The sequence below is a fragment of the Pseudomonas sp. WS 5411 genome, assembly GCF_012985595.1.
Classification (GTDB): Bacteria; Pseudomonadota; Gammaproteobacteria; order Pseudomonadales; family Pseudomonadaceae; genus Aquipseudomonas; species Aquipseudomonas shahriarae.
Window position 1 is genome coordinate 598,668 of record NZ_JAARMC010000002.1, and the last position, 18,964, is coordinate 617,631.

16 protein-coding genes are annotated in these 18,964 nt (G+C 63.9%); 2 read left to right on the plus strand and 14 right to left on the minus strand.

The genetic code is table 11. The features are described 5' to 3' along the window. Window positions 1-186: 186 nt before the first annotated feature. From HBR93_RS06460 to HBR93_RS06490, 7 genes are all read right to left on the minus strand, one after another. On the minus strand, window positions 187-819 hold the full coding sequence (locus HBR93_RS06460) for a hypothetical protein (protein ID WP_057438948.1): 633 nt from the start codon (window positions 817-819) through the stop codon (window positions 187-189). An 81-nt stretch (window positions 820-900) separates the two neighbouring features. Then, window positions 901-2,343, minus strand: a complete 1,443-nt coding sequence (locus HBR93_RS06465) for an efflux transporter outer membrane subunit (protein ID WP_169960020.1) — start codon at window positions 2,341-2,343, stop codon at window positions 901-903. Continuing rightward, window positions 2,340-3,230 (minus strand): efflux RND transporter periplasmic adaptor subunit, encoded by an 891-nt coding sequence (locus tag HBR93_RS06470; RefSeq protein WP_169960021.1) that lies wholly within the window; start codon window positions 3,228-3,230, stop codon window positions 2,340-2,342. Before HBR93_RS06470 ends, HBR93_RS06465 begins: the two co-directional genes overlap by 4 nt. Next, window positions 3,227-3,436 (minus strand): DUF1656 domain-containing protein, encoded by a 210-nt coding sequence (locus tag HBR93_RS06475; RefSeq protein WP_057438946.1) that lies wholly within the window; start codon window positions 3,434-3,436, stop codon window positions 3,227-3,229. The genes HBR93_RS06470 and HBR93_RS06475 overlap by 4 nt, the downstream gene beginning before the upstream one ends. Beyond that, window positions 3,433-5,511, minus strand: a complete 2,079-nt coding sequence (locus tag HBR93_RS06480; RefSeq protein ID WP_057957942.1) for an FUSC family protein — start codon at window positions 5,509-5,511, stop codon at window positions 3,433-3,435. The genes HBR93_RS06475 and HBR93_RS06480 overlap by 4 nt, the downstream gene beginning before the upstream one ends. Further along, a complete protein-coding gene (locus tag HBR93_RS06485; protein WP_057438945.1) occupies window positions 5,508-5,939 on the minus strand; it encodes a MarR family transcriptional regulator in 432 nt (143 codons plus the stop codon). The genes HBR93_RS06480 and HBR93_RS06485 overlap by 4 nt, the downstream gene beginning before the upstream one ends. Window positions 5,940-6,193: 254 nt before the next feature. Continuing rightward, complete coding sequence (locus HBR93_RS06490; RefSeq protein WP_057438944.1) at window positions 6,194-6,436, minus strand: DUF2789 domain-containing protein; 243 nt, start codon at window positions 6,434-6,436, stop codon at window positions 6,194-6,196. Between the two features lie 150 nt (window positions 6,437-6,586). Between HBR93_RS06490 and HBR93_RS06495 the strand changes: the two genes are divergently transcribed. Beyond that, window positions 6,587-8,743, plus strand: coding sequence for a hypothetical protein (locus tag HBR93_RS06495; RefSeq protein ID WP_057438943.1), 2,157 nt, complete (start codon window positions 6,587-6,589; stop codon window positions 8,741-8,743). A 4-nt stretch (window positions 8,744-8,747) separates the two neighbouring features. Next, window positions 8,748-9,455 (plus strand): DUF3142 domain-containing protein, encoded by a 708-nt coding sequence (locus HBR93_RS06500; protein WP_057957939.1) that lies wholly within the window; start codon window positions 8,748-8,750, stop codon window positions 9,453-9,455. A 45-nt stretch (window positions 9,456-9,500) separates the two neighbouring features. On the opposite strand, the gene HBR93_RS06505 is transcribed toward HBR93_RS06500, so the two are convergent. The 7 genes from HBR93_RS06505 to HBR93_RS06535 all read right to left on the minus strand — a co-directional run bounded on the left by HBR93_RS06505 (window position 9,501) and on the right by HBR93_RS06535 (window position 18,932). Further along, entirely contained in the window at window positions 9,501-11,954 is a 2,454-nt protein-coding gene (locus tag HBR93_RS06505) for a TonB-dependent siderophore receptor (protein WP_169960022.1), read from the minus strand. A gap of 227 nt (window positions 11,955-12,181) precedes the next feature. Beyond that, complete coding sequence (locus HBR93_RS06510; RefSeq protein ID WP_169960023.1) at window positions 12,182-13,138, minus strand: FecR domain-containing protein; 957 nt, start codon at window positions 13,136-13,138, stop codon at window positions 12,182-12,184. After that, entirely contained in the window at window positions 13,135-13,644 is a 510-nt protein-coding gene (locus HBR93_RS06515) for a sigma-70 family RNA polymerase sigma factor (RefSeq protein WP_057438940.1), read from the minus strand. Before HBR93_RS06515 ends, HBR93_RS06510 begins: the two co-directional genes overlap by 4 nt. 73 nt (window positions 13,645-13,717) lie before the next feature. Next, entirely contained in the window at window positions 13,718-15,163 is a 1,446-nt protein-coding gene (locus tag HBR93_RS06520; protein ID WP_169960024.1) for an efflux transporter outer membrane subunit, read from the minus strand. Next, window positions 15,160-16,218, minus strand: coding sequence for an HlyD family secretion protein (locus HBR93_RS06525; RefSeq protein WP_057957935.1), 1,059 nt, complete (start codon window positions 16,216-16,218; stop codon window positions 15,160-15,162). The genes HBR93_RS06520 and HBR93_RS06525 overlap by 4 nt, the downstream gene beginning before the upstream one ends. Window positions 16,219-16,243: 25 nt before the next feature. Then, entirely contained in the window at window positions 16,244-17,779 is a 1,536-nt protein-coding gene (locus HBR93_RS06530; RefSeq protein ID WP_057438938.1) for an MFS transporter, read from the minus strand. A 232-nt stretch (window positions 17,780-18,011) separates the two neighbouring features. Beyond that, the gene (locus tag HBR93_RS06535; RefSeq protein ID WP_057444856.1) at window positions 18,012-18,932 is read right to left on the minus strand and encodes a LysR family transcriptional regulator; all 921 of its coding nucleotides are present in this window, start codon (window positions 18,930-18,932) and stop codon (window positions 18,012-18,014) included. Window positions 18,933-18,964 lie beyond the last annotated feature (32 nt).

Sequence of the window (18,964 nt, forward strand, 5' to 3'; positions counted from 1 at the left end):
GCCCGCCGAAAATCGGGGCAAGGTTAGCACTGGCGGGGGGGCTCGTTGCAATCTCTTGTGGCGAACAACGCGGCCCAGGGGATGGAAATGGAACATTGTGGCGAGGGGACTTGCCCCCGTTGGGCCGCGTAGCAGCCCCAATAAGACTCACGGAGTTTTATCAGGTCCACCGGACTCAGCCCTGGGTCAGGAGTATTCCATCTCGATTTCGTCGAGCTGGTGATCAAAACTCTTCAGCCGCGCCGTCCAGGTGTACACCAGCACTTCAAACTCGCGGTGAATCACCGCATTGCCCGGCGTATCCGCCTTGGGGTCGTAGAAGTCCAGTTGGTAACGCTCGCGGGCCATGGCGGTGGCGACGTCGGACAGTTCCCGGGCGTTGTTCAGCCAGTGCCGCCCTTCGGCCACTTGTCGGTCGAGTACCACGCATTGTTGCTTCAAGGCTTCGAGGCTTTTTTCCAGGGGCGTGCCGGTCAGTTCGCCCATGACTTCCTGGAAGGTGCGCCCAGGCTGCCAGTAGCTGCCCCAGAAATAGCGGTCGAACACGGTTTCGACCCGGCGCAGGGCGACCTTGGTGTCCCAGATCGCCACCCGCGTCTTGCCTTGTTCGAGGATTTTTTTCTGGGTGCGCTGGCCCTGGTAGGAGGCCCAGGCCACCACACCAATGGACAACGCGGCGATCAACGCACAGGCGCTGTCGAGGAACACCATGGCCTTATCCAGTTGATGGGCCAGCATGACGCCGTAAAAGTAAGTCGCCGATAACAACACCAGTGCGAAGAGCACGCACCAGAACGCGGGAGCATAAGGGTTTTTCATTATTGGAATCCCCATGAGCAACGCAGGCAGTGATCAGCGGGCCATCACGCAAGCCCGTCTGATCAAAGCATAGCAACCGCCTCAGGGTTTGCCGGGTTGTGTGCCTTGCGTTCGTCCGCTTTCCCAGCCACCGCCCAGGGCCAGGAACAGGTCGATCTGGCTCATCGCCACCTGGGTATTGGCCTGAGCCAGTTGCGCACGCATATCGGTGTAGGTGCGCGTGGCTTGCAGGTCGGCGAGGAACGACTCGCGCCCGGCCTGGAAGAAGCGGTGCGTCTGGTCGGCGGCCTGTTGCGCCGACTGCTCGGCCTCGGCCAGGGCATCGCGGCGCTGCAGTTGGGCGGTGTATTGCGCAAGCCCGGTCTGGGTCTCACGGATGGCGTTGAGCACCACCCCATCGAAGTGCGCCAAGGCGCCCTGGGTCGCGGCTTCGGCTTCATGGATGCGCGCACGCGAGCCGTTGGACGGCACCGTCCAGCTCAACAGCGGGCCGAAGCCCCAGCGGTTGGCGGCCGGTTTGCCGAGGTTGTCGATAATGCCCACGGTGCCGATGGAGGCGCCGATGCTGATATCCGGGTACAACTCGCCGGTGGCCACGCCAATGCCCGCCGTCGCCGCCGCCAGTCGGCGTTCGGCCTGGCGCACGTCAGGGCGGCGCTTGAGCAGGGTGGCGCCGTCGCCCACCGGCAGCAACTGGGCAATCTGCGGCAACTCGGCGCAATCGCGGGTGCCGGCCGGCAATTGGTCCAGGGGTTTGGCCAGGAGCATCGACAGGCGGAACAAACCGGCCTGGCGCGCCGCCTCAAAGCGCGGCAGTTCAGCGCGCAAAGACTTGAATTGGGTTTGTGAGCGGGTGACCTGGGTTTCATCGCCACGCCCCGCATCGCGCAGGCGCTGGGTCAGGCGCGTGCTCTGGGCTTGCAGGTCCAGAGACTGGCGGGCGATGTGCAGCTCTTCATTGGCTGCACACACCTGGGTGTAGGAGCGCACCACGTCCGCCACCAGGGTGATGCGTGCGGTATCCACCGCGGCCTGGGTCGCGTCGGCATTGGCCTGGGCGCCTTCGATGCCGCGCTGCAAGGTGCCGAACAGGTCGAACTGATAGGAGGTGGTGATGCCGATATCACCGACATTCGCCACCGGCACTTTATTCGCCTGCAAAAAGGCCTCGCCGGACTCCTGCAAACGCTGGGCGCCGAGCTTGACCCCGCCGCTCCAGCCGCCCGCCGATTGCGCTTCCTGCACCTGGAAGCGCGCCCGTTGCAGGTTGGCCGCCGCCACCCGCAGGTCGGTGTTGGAGGCCATGGCCTGGCGCACCAGTTCATCCAGGCGCGGGTCCTGGTACAACTTCCACCAGTCGGCGGGCACCGGCGCCGAGACTACATTATTGCCCTGCCCGGCCAACTGGCCCTGCAGGTCGCCACGGTTGACGGCGGCTGCATCCGGCAACTGGTAATCCGGGCCTACTACCTGGCAGGCCGACAACAGCAGCCCCAGCCCAGCGGTCGCCAGCAGTTGCTTCATGGCTGGTCTCCGGACTTGGGCTGGTCATCCATGATCGACACGGTGGCCGTGCGCCCGGCAATCATGCGGAAGTCCGCCGGCACATCATCAAAGGCGATACGCACCGGGATCCGCTGGGCCAGGCGCACCCAGCTGAACGCCGGGTTGACGTTGGGCAGCAGGTTGGAGCCGCTGGTGCGGTCGCGGTCTTCGATGCCGGCGACGATGCTCTGCACATGCCCGCGCAAACGGGCGTTGTCGCCAATCACGCGGATATCCACGCTCTGGCCGACATGAATGCCGTCCAGTTTGGTCTCTTCAAAGTAGCCGTCGATGTGGAAGGAGTTGCTGTCCACCACCGACAACACCGGGCGCCCGGCGGTCACGAACTCCTGGGGCCGAGGCGCACGGTCGTTGACGTAGCCGTCCACCGGGCTGCGGATCACCGAGCGGTCGAGGTTGAGCTGGGCGCTGTCCACCGTCACCTGCGCCTCGGCCAGGGCCGACTGGGCGCGGGCCACGCGGGACTGGCTTTCTTCCAGTTGCTCGCTGGCCACCAGGTTGCCCAGGCCGCGGTTGCGCTTGGCTTCGCGCTGGGCCTGGGCCAGGGTTTCCTGGCGGTCGGCCACGGCCGCCTGGGCCTGGCGCAGGGCGAGCTTGAAACGGTCCTGGTCCACGGAGAACAGCACCTGGCCCCGGGTCACCAGTTGGTTATCGCGCACATCCACTTGCTGGATCAGCCCGGACACGTCCGGGGCGATCTGCACGATGTCGGCGCGGATATGCCCGTCGCGGGTCCAGGGGGCGAACATGTAGTACATGACCATGCGCCAGACTACGACGCAGGCAAAGGTCACTACCAGCAACGTCAGGACCACACGGCCGATCGTCAAAAAAGGTTTTTTCATGTCATCAGGTATCGACTGAGTGAGTCCACAGCGCCCAGCAACAGCGCGTAGAGAGCCACATTGAATAATGCCCGGTGCCAGACCAGGCGGTAGAAGTGGACGCGGGTCAACAACCCGTGCACCACCAGGTAAAAGCCATACGTAATGCCCATCAGCACCAGCAGCGTGGGCAGGAACACCCCGCTGATATCCAGGTCACCGATCATAGAGGCGCTCCATCGGGTAACGGCGCGTCCATCTCGCCTGTACTGACAAACTCCACGCCGGGCAACAGCGCCAGGCGCAAACCGCTGAGGGCGTGCAGCAGGTGCAGGCGGGTTTCGCCCTCGCCTTGCAGGCCCTGGCCGTTGAGGGCGCGGCGGGTGCGGTCCAGGGTCATCAGCAGACCGCTGGGGGCCGGCAGGCGCTCACCGGCCTTCAGGCACGCCTTGAAGTACTCGCCGACCTCGGCCACCACCTGGTCGAGCAACACTCGCGGCACGCCGAGGATGCGGGGTGCGTAGGCCAGCAGGTCGAGCAGGTTCAGCGCCACGCGCAGCTCGCGCAGGGCGACGCCGGTGTCCTGGCCGGTCATGGCCAGGCGCGGCAGGTGCTGCATCAGGCGGTCGAGCATTTGCACGCCCAGGCGCCGGTGCTCGGCGAGGGTGGCCGGCTGCGTGAGGCCAACGATATCGCGCCAGCTGAAACGGGTCAGGCGCTTGGCCGCCAGCTCAGCGCCAAAGGGCCGCGCGATCAGGGTCCAGACAAAGGCAAACAGCAAGCCCACCGGGCCGGCGAGGTTGGAGTTGGCGAAACTCAGAAAATCCGCGTCGTAGGCGCCCTGGATGCTGATAAAGGACGAGGTGTTGACGATGGTCAGCAGCATGCCCAGGTAGAAACGCGGTTGCACCGTCAGGGTGCCGACCCAGATAAAGGGCACCGCAAACGCCAGCACCAGCATCGGAAAATCATGCAGATTGGGCAGGATCAGGAATAGGTAGAGGCTGGCGAACAGCACCGACATCGCCGTCCAGAAAAAGAACCGGTAGATCTGCGGCGCCGGGTCGTCCATCGAGGCGAAGAAACTGCACGCCACCGCCGCGAGGATCACTGCGCTGCCGCCATCGGTCCAGCCCAGCAGAATCCACAGCACCGAGGCGACGATGATCGCGCTGACCGTGGAAAACGCCGAGTAGAGCATCAGGCCGCGATCAAGGAACGGCGTCAGCCGGCCCAGGCGCCAGTGGCGATAGACCGCGCGCCACGGGGCCTGGCTTTCACTGTGGATGGCGGCTTGCAGGCTGCGGCAGTCTTGCCACAGGTCGATCCACTCGCCGAGGCGATACAGCGCGTTGGAAAACAGCAACTGATGACGGTCGTCCAGGGCCTCGGCGTCGGGTTGCAGGGCTTCGAGCTGGTCACGCAGGACGCGCCAGCGTTCGACCGGCGCCTCATCGGTGGTGCTTTGCAGCCACTCGGTGGTGGCCGCCAGCAGCGGCGCGAACTTGCCGACCAACTCCGGGGTGCGGCGCTCCAGGGCATACAGCGCGTCATCCAGGGCATCCACCACCGGCAACAGATGGATCATGCGCCCGCGCAGCTCCTTGGTGTTGCGCACCGTTTGCGGCCGCGCGCCTTCGTGGGGCAGTTGGCCGATCATCAATTCCAGGGTGTTAAAGGTCGCGACCATGCCGCCGCGCAGACTGCTGACTTCCTCGGGCTGTACGTTGCGATTGAGGAAGCGCTGGCTGTAGATCGTCGCGTCGGCAAACCATTTACGCACCGAGTCATCGAACACCGGTGCCAGGCGCCGTGGCCAGAACATCGCGCCGACCACCGCCGCCACGGCGATGCCAAGGAAGATTTCTTCGGTACGCGCCTCGGCCACATCCCACACCGCCAGGGGGTTATCCACCACCGGCAAGGCGATCAACGGCAAGGTGTAGCCCGCCAGCATCAAGGCGTAGCTGTTGGCGGTACGCAAATGCAGGGACAGAAACAGCAAAATGCCAGTCCACAACGCAATCACCACCACCAGCAGGAACGGTGTCTGCACAAACAGCGGCACGAAAAACACCGCGGCCATCGCCCCGAGAAAGGTGCCGATGGCACGGTACAAGGCCTTGGAACTGGTGGGCCCGACAAACGGGCTGGAGACGATATACACCGTGGCCATCGCCCAATACGGACGCGGCATTTGCATCAGCATGGCGATATACAGGGCAATCATCGACGCCGCGAAAGTGCGCACACCGTAGAACCAATCCCGGGCCGGCGGCATGCCGGTAAAAAATCCGTTCAAGAAGCCACGACCAACGGTGGGTGGTTGGCTGCTTCAAAAGCATGCAGCACGCGCAACGCGGCTTCCAGATCGGCAGGGGCCATGTCTGCCAGCACTTCATGGCGCAAGCGCACCAGCTGGGCTTCGACCGCCTGCACCAACTCGCGGCCGCGCTCGGTCAGGCTCAACGCCTTGGCGCGGCGGTCGTGCAGGTCTTCGCTGCGGCACACCAGGCCGGCACTGCACAGTTGGTCGAGCAGGCGTACCAGGGACGGGCTTTCCATCCCCGAAGCCTGGGCCACCTTGACTTGATGCACGCCGTCGCCGAGACGGCCGATCATCAGTAAAGGCACCGCACAGGCTTCGGAAATACCGTAGCTCACCAGCGTGGCCTGGCAGATTTTGCGCCAGTTACGGGCGCCTGCCACCATGCTGCTGCTGAGGCTCATATGAAGGGTTTCGAGGGTTTGAGGCACGAGATCATTCGCATACAGTTAGTTTGCTAACTATCAATATGGTGGAGGAATGGAATCTCGTCAAGTTTTGATACAGATTCACAGATAGGCGGTGGGCCCCCTATAACGCGCCGCCTCTGTGGGAGCTGTCGAGCCTTGGCGAGGCTGCGATGGCGGTAGCACTGCTGGATCCACCGCTATCGCAGCCTCGCTCGGGCTCGACAGCTGCCACATTCGAATGAGTTCACTTAAGTACGGCCGCTGCGCAACAGCACATTCAACTCATCCACCACTTCCGCCCAATCCGCATCCTCCAGAATTTCTTCGCGTAGAAACGCCTTCTGGCTACCCGTCCAGAAAAACGCATCTTCGAGTTTCAACTCCGGCTTGAGCGGCGAATGCACCGCAACAAAACGCTCAATGCTGGTGGCGTCATCGGGCAGCCCGAGCTGTTTGAACAACGACGGCAGGCTGTGAACAGGCGATTGCATGGCAACTCCAGAAAATAAGGGATTGCCCTCAGTCTAGACCGATAAAACCCACAGATTGGCCGCCATTCGTGCAACATTTTGCAATGTTCACGCTATCATCTTCACCTTTCGCCCAGCGGCATTCACGGACTCCCGGAATAAGGACAATTCATGCGCATCGGTCTTCTGTCATCCCTGACCCTGGCACTGTGTGCCGCCTTTTCCCTGCAGGCCCAGGCCAGCGGCGACGACTCGTGCTACCCCGACTGGCGCGTGTCCCAGGATTCGCTGACCGCCTGCAGCAACATGCCATTCCTGAGCCCCGGCAATGACAGCCGGACCAACCTGCGCCTGTTGCTCGCGGCAAAAAAGAACGCGCCCCTGACCCCTAATGCGCTGGGTGAAGATGACCTGGCCCAGGGCTTCGGCCCGGTGCCGTTCCCGGTGTATCGCCTGGTGCCGCACCCGCCCGAAGGGCAGACGGGCGAAGAGCAAGGCACGGAGCTTGCGCAACTGTTGGCCTCGCTGGGCATCCAGCGCGAGGCCACGGCGGCGGCAGGCGATCAGTTTTTGTGGGGCGAAGGCAGCCGCTGCCGCAGCAACAATGTGCAGAGTGCCACCGACTTTGTGCGCCAAGTGATCAAGGCCGACGTGCCGGCGAATGAGCGAGTGCTGCTGGCCAATGCGCGCCTGAAATTGCTCGGCACCTGCGACTGGCAGGGGGAAGTGCTGCTGGAGCCGCAGTTGATCACTTCCACCCAGGGTCGCGAGCTGACCACCTACCTGCTCGCCGCTTCCGACTTTTACAGCGGGCGCTTTGTGTATGCCGAGCGCGGGTTTGCTGCGGTGACCCTGACCACACTGCCATGGCTCAAAGAAACGGCGGTGTACATGATCGCCCGCGCGTCCCTCAATCATGCCCAGGAAAACGCCTTCGATGAATATGGCCTACCCCAGCGCCAGGCTGTGGATAAGTCCGCGCTGGACGAAGCCGAGCACAGTTTCCTCAGCTACCTGAAAACTTATCCACAGGGTGAATACGCCCCTTCCGCCCGTGGCCTGTTGCGCCGGGTGCACTGGTTGGCGGGCGATGCGAGCAAGCTGGCGGACGATTACGCCTGGCAACTGACCGAGGCCGGCGATGCCGAGCGCAATGGCTCCATTGATGAGCTGGTGGAAGAAACCGACAACAAGCTGCTGACCAGCTACGCCGAGACCATCCGCAACCCATTGTTGCTGGCGATCAACGACCTGATGTGGATGCGCGCCAACAACCCGCCCAAGCTGACCCGCGCCACCCTCGACGGGCAAAAGGCCGCGTTTGCCAACGAGCCGGCACTGTACGACTACTTGCAGGCGGCGTTCGCCCTGTATGTCGAGCACCAGCCAGACAACGCGTTGAAACATCTGCCACAAGAGCTGCCGTCGAGCCTGGATTACTTGGCCTTCAGCCAGCAAACCCTGCGCGGCCTGGCCCTGGAAGCCAAGCAGGACTGGAAAGGCGCCGAGGCGCTGTGGCTGCAACTGCTACCCCTGGCCAAGCAGCCCTTGCAGCGCGACCAACTGGAACTGGCCCTGGCGATGAACTACGAACGCAGCGGCCAATTGGCCAAGGTGTTCGCCGCCGACTCGCCGATCCAGACCAAGCAAGTGCGCTATATCCTGCTGCGCAGCGTGGCCGGGCCCGAGTTGCTGCGCCAGCAGATCAGCCAGGCCAGCGACCCGCTGGAGCGCAGTACCGCGCAATTTGTCTTGCTCTACAAAGACCTGCTGCGCGGCCAGTTCGCGACCTTTGCCGAGGACTTGCAGCAACTGCCGGCCTCGCCTGCCGCCGACAAGATCGGCACCAGCCTGGGCTATGTGTACGACGGCGGTCAGGCACTGACGCTGTTCCGCTGGAGCGGCGACAAGGCCGCCTCCGGCTACACCTGCCCGACCATCGCGCAAACCGCCAGCACCTTGCAGAGCGAGCCGAAAGACCCCCACGGCCTCAACTGCCTGGGTGAGTTCATCCTGCGCAACGGCCTGGATGGCATGCCCCTGGAAGAAGTGCGCTCGGCCGGTAGCCTGGGCAGCACCGCATCGGCCTTCAAAGGCGAAACCTTCTCCCGGCTCGAGGGTTATAAACAAGTGATCGCCAACCCCAAGGCGCCCCGTGACGACAAGGCCTATGCACTGTTCCGGGCGATCAACTGCTATGCGCCGTCGGGCTACAACAGCTGCGGCGGCGAAGATGTGGACAAGGCGGTGCGCAAGGGCTGGTTCCGCCAGTTGAAAACCGGGTTTGCCGACACCCAGTGGGGCAAGTCGCTGCAGTACTACTGGTAAGCCGGTGAAAGGTTTCTGGCTGGCGCTGCTGGTACTGGCGAGCCCGGCCTTCGGCGCGGTCGATGCCCGCGACTATGAGGCCTTCTGGCTGTGGAGCGGGGTCGCGCCACAGCCGGTGCTCAAGCAGGCCAAGACGCTGTACATCCTCCAGGGCCAGATCAACTCGACCCGCCGCCAGCCCGAACGCGGCGTGCAGTTCATCGCCCAGGGCATGAGCGTGCCGCGCATCCGCCAGGGCGAGGTGTGGATTGTCTACCGCGCCCACACCTTGCGCTGGCCAGAGCCGGTCTACACAAAAATGCTCGGCCAGGTGCAACGCTGGCGCGCAGCGGGCAACCCGGTGGTGGGCATCCAGATCGACTTCGACGCCCGCACCCAGTACCTGCATGAATACGCCGACTTCCTCAAAGACCTGCGCCAGCGCCTGCCAAAGGATTTGCGCCTGAGCATCACCGGCCTGATGGACTGGAGCAGCAACGCCGACCCGGCCGCCATCGCCCAGCTCAAGGGCGTGGTGGATGAAGTGGTGGTGCAGACCTATCAGGGCCGCCACAGCATCCCGGATTACGCGGCGTACCTGCCACGGATGAACCGGCTGGGAATGCCGTTCAAGATTGGCTTGATCCAGGGCGGGCAGTGGCAGGAGCCGGGGTATTTGCAGGGGAATGAGTGGTTTCGGGGGTATGTGGTGTTTTTGCAGAATCCGGGTTGACCCCCTGTAGGAGCCGGCTTGCCGGTTCCTACAGGGGGTAGCGTCTTACCAGTCGTAAGTCAGGCTCGACACCACCGTACGCCCTTCGCCGTAGTAGCAATCCAGATCGCTGGTGCACTGCGACACATAGGTTTTATTGGCAAGGTTCTGCACATTCATCGCCAACTTCACGCCTTTAAGCTTGAGAGCCGAGGCGCCCAGGTCGTAGCTCAGGCTGGCATCGTAGACGGTGTAGGACGGCACCGTGAACGCGCCGGCAACGTAGTCACCCATGCTGCTGCGCGTGTAGCGGGCGCCCAGGCCTGCGCCGAGGCCGGCCAGCGGGGTGTCACCGATCACGGTGTAGTTGACCCACAACGCGGCCGTCAGGGGTGAGATACCGGCCGGGTGGCGGCCTTCGCGACCTTCGTTGTCCTTGGTGTACTTGATGTCGTTGCGCGCCGCCGAAGCGACCACATCCCAGGAATCGTTCAGCACCGCCTTGGCTTCGAACTCGACGCCACGCGAACGCATGGCGCCGCTCTGGCTGCTGAAGTTACTCGGCGGGTTGGCCGTCAGGATGTTTTCCTGGTCCAGTTGATAGACCGAGACCTGCACAAAACTTTCCTGGCCCGGTGGCTGGTACTTCACCCCGACTTCGTACTGGTTGCCGGTGGACGGGTCGAAAGGCTTATGGTTGACATCGGTGCCGGACAGCGGCAGGAAGGACTCCGAGTAACTGATAAACGGCGCCAGGCCGTTATCGAACAGGTACACCAGGCCCGCACGGCCGGTGAAGGCCTGGTCCTTGCTGCTGGTGCGGTCATCGCTCAGCGGCGCCTTGTTGACCACATTGGCCCAGTCATAGCGCCCACCCAGCACCAGCGCCCATTTGTCCCACTTGATCTGGTCCTGCACGTACAGGCCGGTCTGGGTGATGGTGTTGTCCCAGCGATACGGCTGGCCGAAATTCAGCGGCTGGCCATACACCGGGTTGAATAGATCAATGATCGGCGCGGTACGGTCGTAGAGGCCGAGGAACCTGGAGTTGAAGTGGTAGTAATCCAAGCCCACGATCAGGGTGTGGGAGAACTCGCCAGTGGTGAATTCGGCCTGGGCGATGTTATCCACGCCAATCACTTTGTTGTTCTGCCTCCAGTCCACGCCGAAGCGTTCCAGGTAGCGTTGATCCATGGCGCCAGTGGCCGGGTTGGCGACAAAACGGTAGCCGTGCAACGGCGCCACATAGCGGTCGTCCACTTCGGCATAGCGCGCGTTTTGCTTGAGGGTCCAGGTGTCGTTCAAGCGATGGGACAACTCGTAGCCGAAGGCGAATTGTTCGCGGTTGTACTTGTTGACGCCCGGCTCGCCGATAAACACATCACGGTCGATCTTGCCGTTGGGGTTGCGCCAGACCGTGCCGGACGCGGGCAGGCCCTGGGCCTCGGGCATGCCCTTGTCTTTCTGGTACTGGGCGAACAGGGTCAGGCTGGTGTCGTCGTTGGGCCGCCAGGTCAGGCTTGGCGCAATGAATTGGCGGCGGTTTTCGAAGTAGTCAATCTCGCCTTGCTCGTCCTTGAGGCGCCCGGTAAGGCGATAGAACAACTGCCCTTGATCATCCAGCGGACCACTGAGGTCGATGGCCGCGCTTTTGTGCTCGTAGGTGCCGGCTTCGAGTACCACCTGGCGCACCGGGGTCTCGCTGGGACGCTTGCTGACCATATTGACGATGCCGCCGGGCTGGTTGTGCCCGTACAGCACCGACGCCGGGCCTTTGAGCACCTCGATGCGCTCCAGGGAATAGGGCTCGATCTGCAACGCTCCGCCGGTACTGCCGCCACCGTAAGGCAGGTGCAAACCGTCGAGGTACAAGGGTGTCGGCGAGAAGCCACGGGATGTCGGTTCATCGAACAGCTTCACCCGGTCGGAGAAGCCGCCGGCACTCATGCCAGGGGTGTAGAGCAGCGCCTGGGTCACGCTTTGCGCGCCGCGCGCCTTGATTTCGGCGGCGCTGATCACGTTGATGGTCTGGGGGATTTCCACCAGCGCCGCATCGGTCTTGCTGCCCGTGGCGCTGCGGGTGGCGACGATGCCGTCGACCGGGCCCCAGGCGTTTTCCTGGTGCTGCTGGGCGCTGATCTGGGTCGCCCCCAGTTGCACCGCACCGTCCCCCGCGAGGGCCTGCACCGACCAACCGCTCCCCGCCTGCATCGCCACCAGGCCGCTGCCGGCCAACAAGCGCTCCAAGCCCGGCCCGGTGGCATAGCGCCCCTGCAAGCCAGGGCTGCGCTTGCCGGACGTCAGTGACGCATCCACCGAGAGCAAAATCCCCGAAGCGCTGGCGAAACGGTTCAACGCCTGGTCCAGGCTGCCGGCAGGGATGTTGTATTGGCGCAAGGCTTCGCCGGCGCTCTCCTGGGCCTGGACCAGGGTCGGGACGAGCGGCACCGTCGCCAGCACACTGACAAACAGGCCACGACGCAGGGCGCGGGCCAGGGGTTGGATTGGATGGTGCGGCATTGCAGGACTCCCCGTGAGAACGCTTCTTGATTGGCTTTCAAGAGGTAACCCGGACGGGATTGGAAAACCGACAAAGGAAAATGAAAAAAAATGCGCCCACTGACTTTCCACACCAAAACACCCATCAATGTAGGAGCTGGCTTGCCTGCGATAGCGGCGTATCAGTGACAGATGGGCCAACTGACCCACCGCTATCCCAGGCAAGCCAGCGCCCAAAGTTGATCGAGTCAAACCCTGGCTTTGAGGGTGACCCAATAGCGGGTCACCGCTTGTACCCGCACCGGCAGTGAGCGCTCAAGGGCGGCGAGGATCGCGTCGGTGTCATTCAGCGGAAACACGCCGGTCAGTAACAAGCCGGAGATGGCCTCGTCACAGCGCAACAACCCCGGGCGATAGCGACTCAGCTCAGCCACAAACCGCCCCAGTGGCTGGCGTTCGGCAATCAGACGGTGCTGGGTCCAACTGCTGGCGTTGGCATCCAGCGCGGTCACTGCCGAGGTCTGTGTCGCACTGAACCACAGGCTGTCACCCGCCTTCATCAGCACCGGCACACCCTGCACCGGGCGGACCTGTACGCGCCCTTCATAGAGGTCGACCCGACTGCCGTCGTGCAGTTCGCGCACGGCAAAGCGGGTGCCCAGGGCCTGGATATCGCCCGCGGTGGTTTCGACGATCAGCGGCCGGGATGGGTCGTGGCCGCTGGTCAGCAGGATCTCGCCGCGAATCAAGCGGATGCGCCGCTCAGTGGCACTGAAGCGCAGGTCGACGGCGCTGTCGCTGTTGAGGTCCAGCTGGGTACCGTCGCTCAGGGTCAGGTGGCGAATCTCGCCGGTGGCGGTGCGATGCTCGGCAAACGCCGCCTGCCACGGCTGGCTGCCCTGGACCAGGTAGCCGCTGCCGCCGGCCACCAGCAACAGCCCAAGCAGTTTCAACGCCGCCCGACGCTGGGGGTCCGGCGCGTCACGCAACACCGCGCGGGCGCTGTCGGCGGGGACGCCGCCCAAGGTCTGCTGCAACTGCTGCAAACGCTGCCAGGCACGACGATGCTCCGGGTCGGCGGCCTGCCAACGGGCAAAGGCCTGGCGCTGGGCCCCGTCGAGTTCGCCGCCCCATTGCAGCATCAACCACTCGCTGGCCTGCTCGACCACAGCCTGGGCAATCGGCGCGTCATGGCGGGCTCTCATTCTTCGTAGACCACCTGGTAGCAGGCGATGATCGCGCGGGTCATGTACTTCTGCACCGAGCTGACCGTCACCCCCAGGCGTTCGGCGATCTGCGCGTAGGTCAGGCCTTCGAACTGCGACAGCAGGAACGCGCGGCGCACGTTCTCGGGCATGCGGTCGAGCATGGCGTCGATCTGCATCAGGGTTTCGAGGATCAACGCGCGGGTTTCCAGGCTCGGCGACTCGGGTTCCGGCAAGTGGGCAATGCTTTGCAGGTAGGCGCGCTCGATGCGCAAGCGGCGCCATTGGTCGATCACCAGGTTGCGGGCGATCTGCGTCAGGTAGCTGCGGCTTTCTTGGGCACCGGGAAAACGCCCCGACACCAGCAGGCGCAGGAAGGTGTCTTGCGCCACGTCGGCGGCGTGCTCGCGGTCGCCCAGGCGCTTGCGCAACCAGCCTTGCAACCAGCCATGATGGTCGCGGTACAGGAGATGAAGCTGTTGCTGGCCGTCAGTCGCGGTGTCCATGAATTGCTCGGATACACTATTGAGAGCAATTATCATTACAGCTTGTATCGCGACTGGCAAAAAACTTTATCTGTTACCGCCCGGCGGTCTGCACCGGATACACCGACTCCCAGCCCCCGCCCAGCGCCTTGTACAAGCCGACCATGGCCAGGGACACGCCGGTGGAGCTTTCCACCCATTGCTCCTGGGTCGCCAGCAACGCGCTCTGCACCGTGAGGACGTTGACGAAATCCACCACCCCTTCGACGTATTGGTGCTGGGCGGTGTCCAGGGCGATCTGGTTCTGGCGCACTGCTTCGGCCAGGCTGTCACGGCGCAGTTGGCTGGCGTTGTAGCGGGTCAACTGGTCGTCGATTTCATGCCAGGCGCGCAGCACAGTCTGCTGGTACGCCAAGGCCAATTCCTGCTGCTGGGCTTCGCGCAGGTCGAGCATGCCCTGCAGGCGGCCACCGTTGAACAGCGGCAGGCTCAGCGACGGGCCGAAAGCAAAGGTGCGCGAGCCCCAGGAGCCCAGATCCGACAATTGCATGGCCTGGGAACCGAGGCTGCCCGACAGGGTGATCCGTGGGTAGAAGTCACCTTTGGCCACGCCGATGCTGGCGGTCGCCGCATGCAGGCGCGCCTCGGCCTGGCGGATATCCGGGCGGCGCTGTGCCAATTGCGACGGCAGGCCAATCGCAACCTGACGCTGGGTCTGGGGCACCGCGGCGTCCGGCGACAGCTGCGCATGCAAGGCTTGCGGAGCCTGGCCCATCAACAGGCTCAGGGCATTGATCAACTGGTCCTGGCGCTGTTGCAAATCCGGCAGGCGCGCTTCGATGGCGGCTACTTGCGCAGCGGCTTCAGCGACATCCAGATGAGTGGCCACGCCATCGGCCAAACGCAGTTGCGAGAGCTTCAGGCTACGGCGCGCCACGTCGAGGTTTTGCTCGGTGACCGCACGGGTGCTTTGCACGCCGCGCAGTTGGATATAGTCCTGGGCGGTCTCGGCCAGCACCGATAGCAGCACCGTGCGGCGGTCGTTTTCCGCCACTTGCAGGGTGGCGTCGGCGGCTTCGGTTTCACGCCGTACCCGGCCCCAGAAGTCCAGTTCCCAGGAGGCGGCGAAACCGGCGTCCCACAGGTTGAAGGCCGAACGGCCGTTGTTGCCGGATGGATCGCTCAGGCCATTGGCGCTATTGCGTTTGCGCCCGTAGTTGCCATCGGCGCTGAGCTCTGGATAGCGCCCGGCGGTCGTCACCTGGCGTACTGCGCGGCTCTGTTGCAAGCGGCTGCTGGCCAGTTTCAGGTCGAGGTTGTCGGTCAATGCCCGGCGCACCAGGGCTGACAGTTGCGGGTCGTGGAACACATCCCACCACTGTTCTTCCAACGGGTCGCTGACCGCGCGGCTGGCGGCCTGGCGGCCCTGGGGCTCGGCCCATTGCGTCGCTGGCTGGGCATCGGGCCGTTTAAAATCCGGGCCGACGGTGCAGGCACCCAAGCTAATCAGGCCGAGAGTAAGCAGCGCGAGTTTTCTCATTGCTGCGCCACCTCACGTTGCTGTGCACTGGGATGGGTATTGACGCTGGCCTCCACCGACATCCCGACCCGCAGGCGATGGACCTGTGCCTGACCCGGCTCCAGGATGATTTTCACCGGGATGCGCTGCACCACCTTGGTGAAGTTGCCAGTGGCGTTGTCTGGTTTGACCGAGGCGAAGGTCACGCCCGTGGCGGGCGCCAGGCTTTCCAAGTGGCCGTTGAGGACTTCACCGTCGAGGCTGTCGACCCGCACTTCAACCGCCTGGCCGGCGTGCATATGGGACAGTTGGTTTTCCTGGAAATTGGCCACCACATAGGCGTCGGCCAACGGCACCACGGCGAGGATCTTGCTGCCCGGGGTGACAAAGGCGCCGACCCGTACCGCCCGCTCACCGACCATGCCATCCACCGGCGCGACGATGCGCGTGTACGACAGTTGATAGCTGGCCATTTCCAGCGCCGCCTGGGCGCGTTTCAAGCCACCTTCGGCGGCATCGCGCTGGGCGCTGAGAATCTCCACCTGCTTGCGTTCGGCGGCCAACACCGCCGTGGCGTTGGCCAGGCGTGCGGTGGCCTGGTCGATGCGGGTCCTGGCTTGCTGGGCGTTCTGCACCGTACCGGCGCCGACACCGGCGAGGTGGTTGTAGCGGTTCAATTCGTGCTCGGCAAAGGCCACTTCGGCGCGATCGGCGGCCACCGTGGCCTGGGCCTGGGCGATCACCGAGCTTTGTCGCTCAAGGGTGGCCACCGCATTTTTCAGCTGGGCCTGGGCCATCAGGGTCTCGGCATCGGCGGCCTGGGCGGCGGCGCGCAAGTCACGGTCGTCGATCAGCGCCAGCAACTGCCCGGCCTTGACCTGTTGGTTGTCTTCCACCAACACCTCTTTGATAAACCCGGCGACCCGTGGCGCCACCAGGGTGTAGTCGGCGGCGACGAAGGCGTCGTTGGTGGTCTGGCGCTTACTGCCAAACACACCCGGCGCCAGCAGGTACACCAGCACGCCCACGGCGAATAGGCTGATAACAGTCACGGCAATCTGGTCTTTGCGTTTCATAAAAATCCTTGGTCTGCGTCAGCAATCAAGCGGGTGCGCGCGGCGGAAAAATCCGCGTCGGCATCCAGAAAATCAGGAGGATCAACGCCACCGCGACACCGGCCATGACGTAATAAAGATCCGAAGAAGTCAGCACTACGGCCTGCTGGTGCAGCCGGTGGGCCAGGCCCGTGGCGTCGCTGTCGGCCAGGGGCGAGTTGCCCAGGGCGTCCACCAGCATGGTCGAGTGGAAATGCAGGCGGTGGGTGGTCAGCACCTCGATCACCCCGGTGGCGACCACCGCCGCCAGGCCCTTGACCGTGTTGAACCAGGCCGAGGCAAACGGCCCGTCGGCGGGCACGATGCTGCCGGTGGACAGCATCAACAGCGGCAACACCGCCATCGGCTGCCCGAAGATTTGCAGCAGTTGCAGCACGTAGAACTCATCACGAATCCACGCCGAGGTCAGTTGCGCGCCGCCGATGCACGACAGGGTCAGCATGCCCAGGCCAATCCCCAGCACCCAGCGGCAGTCGACCCAGCGCAGGTTGCACAGGGCGGCCACCAGGGGCAGCGCGATCAGTTGCGGCAGGGCCATGATCAGCATCACTGGCGCGGTTTGCAGCGGCCGGTAGCCCTGCACCTGCGCCAGGTAGCTGGACGGCAGGATGATCACCGCCTGCAACACCACCAGCACCCCGGCTAGCACAATCAAGGCAAAGGCCAGGTTGCGCAGGCCAAGCATCTGCAGCTTGAAGAACGGCATCGGGTGTGACCATTCATTGAGCATGAACAGCACCAACAACAGCACCCCGCCTATCAGCAGCGTGGTGATCAGCGGCGACTCGAACCAGTCCAGGCGGTTGCCCTGCAAGATGCCGATCACCAGCATGCAGATCGCCGGGAAGCCCAGCAGCAGGCCGCGCCAGTTGAACTGCTTGAGGCGCTCCAGGCGCAATGGGTCCTGGGGCAAGCCATAGGCCACGGCGGCCATGGCCAGCAGGCACGGCGCGACGATCTGCCAGAACGCCCACTGCCAGCCGACGTATTCGGTCCACAGCGCCGCCAACGGCGTACCGAGGCTGGGGCCGAAGGTGGCGGTCAGGGCGTAGCCGGCCAGGCCGTAGAGTTTGACGTTGGCCGGTAAAAACCGCAGGGCCACGGTCATCAGCATCGGCGGCAACGCGCCGCCGGCCAGGCCTTGCAGGGTGCGCAGCACCAGCAGGCTTTCGTAGTTCGGCGCCAGCGGGCAAAGCACCCCCAGCAGGGTAAACAGGCCGATGGCCCACAGGGTGAAACGGCGCAGCGAAAACGTCACCGAACACCATGGGGCAAAGGCCATGGCCGAGACGGAGGTGGCGGTGTAGGCCGCGACCAGCCAGGTGCCTTCGTCAAACCCGATGTACAGCGCACCGCGAATATCGGCGAGGGCGACCTTGGTCACCATTTCGTTCAGGCCCGAGACCAGCACCGCCAGCAGCACGCCGACCAGGCCGATGATGATCCGTGGGCCGAACACAGGGGGGCTGACGGCGGCGGGTTTGGCGGTGGCCAAGGGCGCGGGGGCAGCGAGGGACGTCATGAAAGTACAACTCGGCAATAGAATACCCGAGCAGTTTAATAAGGCTTAGACATGACGAAAACTGACTTATCGGAAGGTTATAACTGCGCCAGACGCAATGATTGAATGTGGGAGGTGGCTTGCCTGCGATAGCGGTGTATCAGTGACAGATGCCTTAGCTGACACACCGCTATCGCAGGCAAGCCAGCTCCCACACAAGCCAGGCTAGCTCCACACATTTTGATCGTGGTCGTCAGGTGGGTTGGGCTTCGCGCCAGGTCGCGGCGCAGCTTTCGCGCATGGTTTCGCGCAGCCATTTGTGCGCCGGGTCTTTGTCGAAACGCGGGTGCCAGGCCTGGGTCAGGACCAGGGTCGGCAGGGAAATCGGCAGGGTAAATGCGCGCAGTGGCAGTTTCAGGCGATTGGCGCTGTAGAGCGCTTCCTTGGGCACCGGCAGTATCAGGTCGGAGTCAGGCAGCATAAACATCGCACCGTGAAACCCCGGCGCGATCATCGCCACCCGGCGTTCCAGGCCCTGGGCGCTGAGGGCGGTGTCGATCGGCCCTCGGGCGATACCGCGCCGCGAGATGCTGATATGGGAGTAGCTGGCAAAGCGCGCAGCGGTGATTTCTTCGTCGAACAACGGGTGGCCTTCGCGGGCCAGGCCGACGAAGGTGGTGGAGAACAGGTTCTGCACCTTCACTTCCGGGGTAATCGGCATGGTGTTGCCAACGCGCAGGTCCAGGCGCCCTTCGCGCAAGGCTTCGTCATCGCTATCACCTTCCGGGACAAAGCGCAGCTCGCAATGGGGCGCCACCCGCTCCATGGTGTCGAATAAACGACCACCATACACGCCGACAAAAAAGTCATTGGCGCGCACGCTGAACCGTCGGCGCAAGGTGCTCAGGTCAACCTCGTCCGCCGAGCGGAACAACAACGCCGCCTGCTCCACCACGTTGCGCACCTGGCCTTGCAACTCCAGGGCCTTGGGCGTGGGCACCAGACCGCGACCGGCGCGCACCAGGATCGGATCGCCCACCGCTTCGCGAATGCGCGTCAGGGTGCGGCTCATCGCCGCCGGGCTCAGGTTCATCCGCCGCGCGGCACCCACCACGCTGCCCTCGTCGAGCAAGGCGTCGAGGGCCACCAGCAGGTTCATATCCGGTAATTGCATGCCAAGCACTCGTGATGGGTTTGGAGTACAGC

What these genes read in the sequence shown, in the direction of transcription:
- HBR93_RS06485 (WP_057438945.1), bottom strand. Translation starts at nt 5,939, where the DNA reads ATGAGCCTCAGCAGCAGCATGGTGGCAGGCGCCCGTAACTGGCGCAAA.
- HBR93_RS06490 (WP_057438944.1), bottom strand. Translation starts at nt 6,436, where the DNA reads ATGCAATCGCCTGTTCACAGCCTGCCGTCGTTGTTCAAACAGCTCGGG.
- HBR93_RS06505 (WP_169960022.1), bottom strand. Translation starts at nt 11,954, where the DNA reads ATGCCGCACCATCCAATCCAACCCCTGGCCCGCGCCCTGCGTCGTGGC.
- HBR93_RS06475 (WP_057438946.1), bottom strand. Translation starts at nt 3,436, where the DNA reads ATGATCGGTGACCTGGATATCAGCGGGGTGTTCCTGCCCACGCTGCTG.
- HBR93_RS06530 (WP_057438938.1), bottom strand. Translation starts at nt 17,779, where the DNA reads ATGACGTCCCTCGCTGCCCCCGCGCCCTTGGCCACCGCCAAACCCGCC.
- HBR93_RS06510 (WP_169960023.1), bottom strand. Translation starts at nt 13,138, where the DNA reads ATGAGAGCCCGCCATGACGCGCCGATTGCCCAGGCTGTGGTCGAGCAG.
- HBR93_RS06465 (WP_169960020.1), bottom strand. Translation starts at nt 2,343, where the DNA reads ATGAAGCAACTGCTGGCGACCGCTGGGCTGGGGCTGCTGTTGTCGGCC.
- HBR93_RS06460 (WP_057438948.1), bottom strand. Translation starts at nt 819, where the DNA reads ATGAAAAACCCTTATGCTCCCGCGTTCTGGTGCGTGCTCTTCGCACTG.
- HBR93_RS06470 (WP_169960021.1), bottom strand. Translation starts at nt 3,230, where the DNA reads ATGAAAAAACCTTTTTTGACGATCGGCCGTGTGGTCCTGACGTTGCTG.
- HBR93_RS06495 (WP_057438943.1), top strand. Translation starts at nt 6,587, where the DNA reads ATGCGCATCGGTCTTCTGTCATCCCTGACCCTGGCACTGTGTGCCGCC.
- HBR93_RS06535 (WP_057444856.1), bottom strand. Translation starts at nt 18,932, where the DNA reads ATGCAATTACCGGATATGAACCTGCTGGTGGCCCTCGACGCCTTGCTC.
- HBR93_RS06515 (WP_057438940.1), bottom strand. Translation starts at nt 13,644, where the DNA reads ATGGACACCGCGACTGACGGCCAGCAACAGCTTCATCTCCTGTACCGC.
- HBR93_RS06520 (WP_169960024.1), bottom strand. Translation starts at nt 15,163, where the DNA reads ATGAGAAAACTCGCGCTGCTTACTCTCGGCCTGATTAGCTTGGGTGCC.
- HBR93_RS06525 (WP_057957935.1), bottom strand. Translation starts at nt 16,218, where the DNA reads ATGAAACGCAAAGACCAGATTGCCGTGACTGTTATCAGCCTATTCGCC.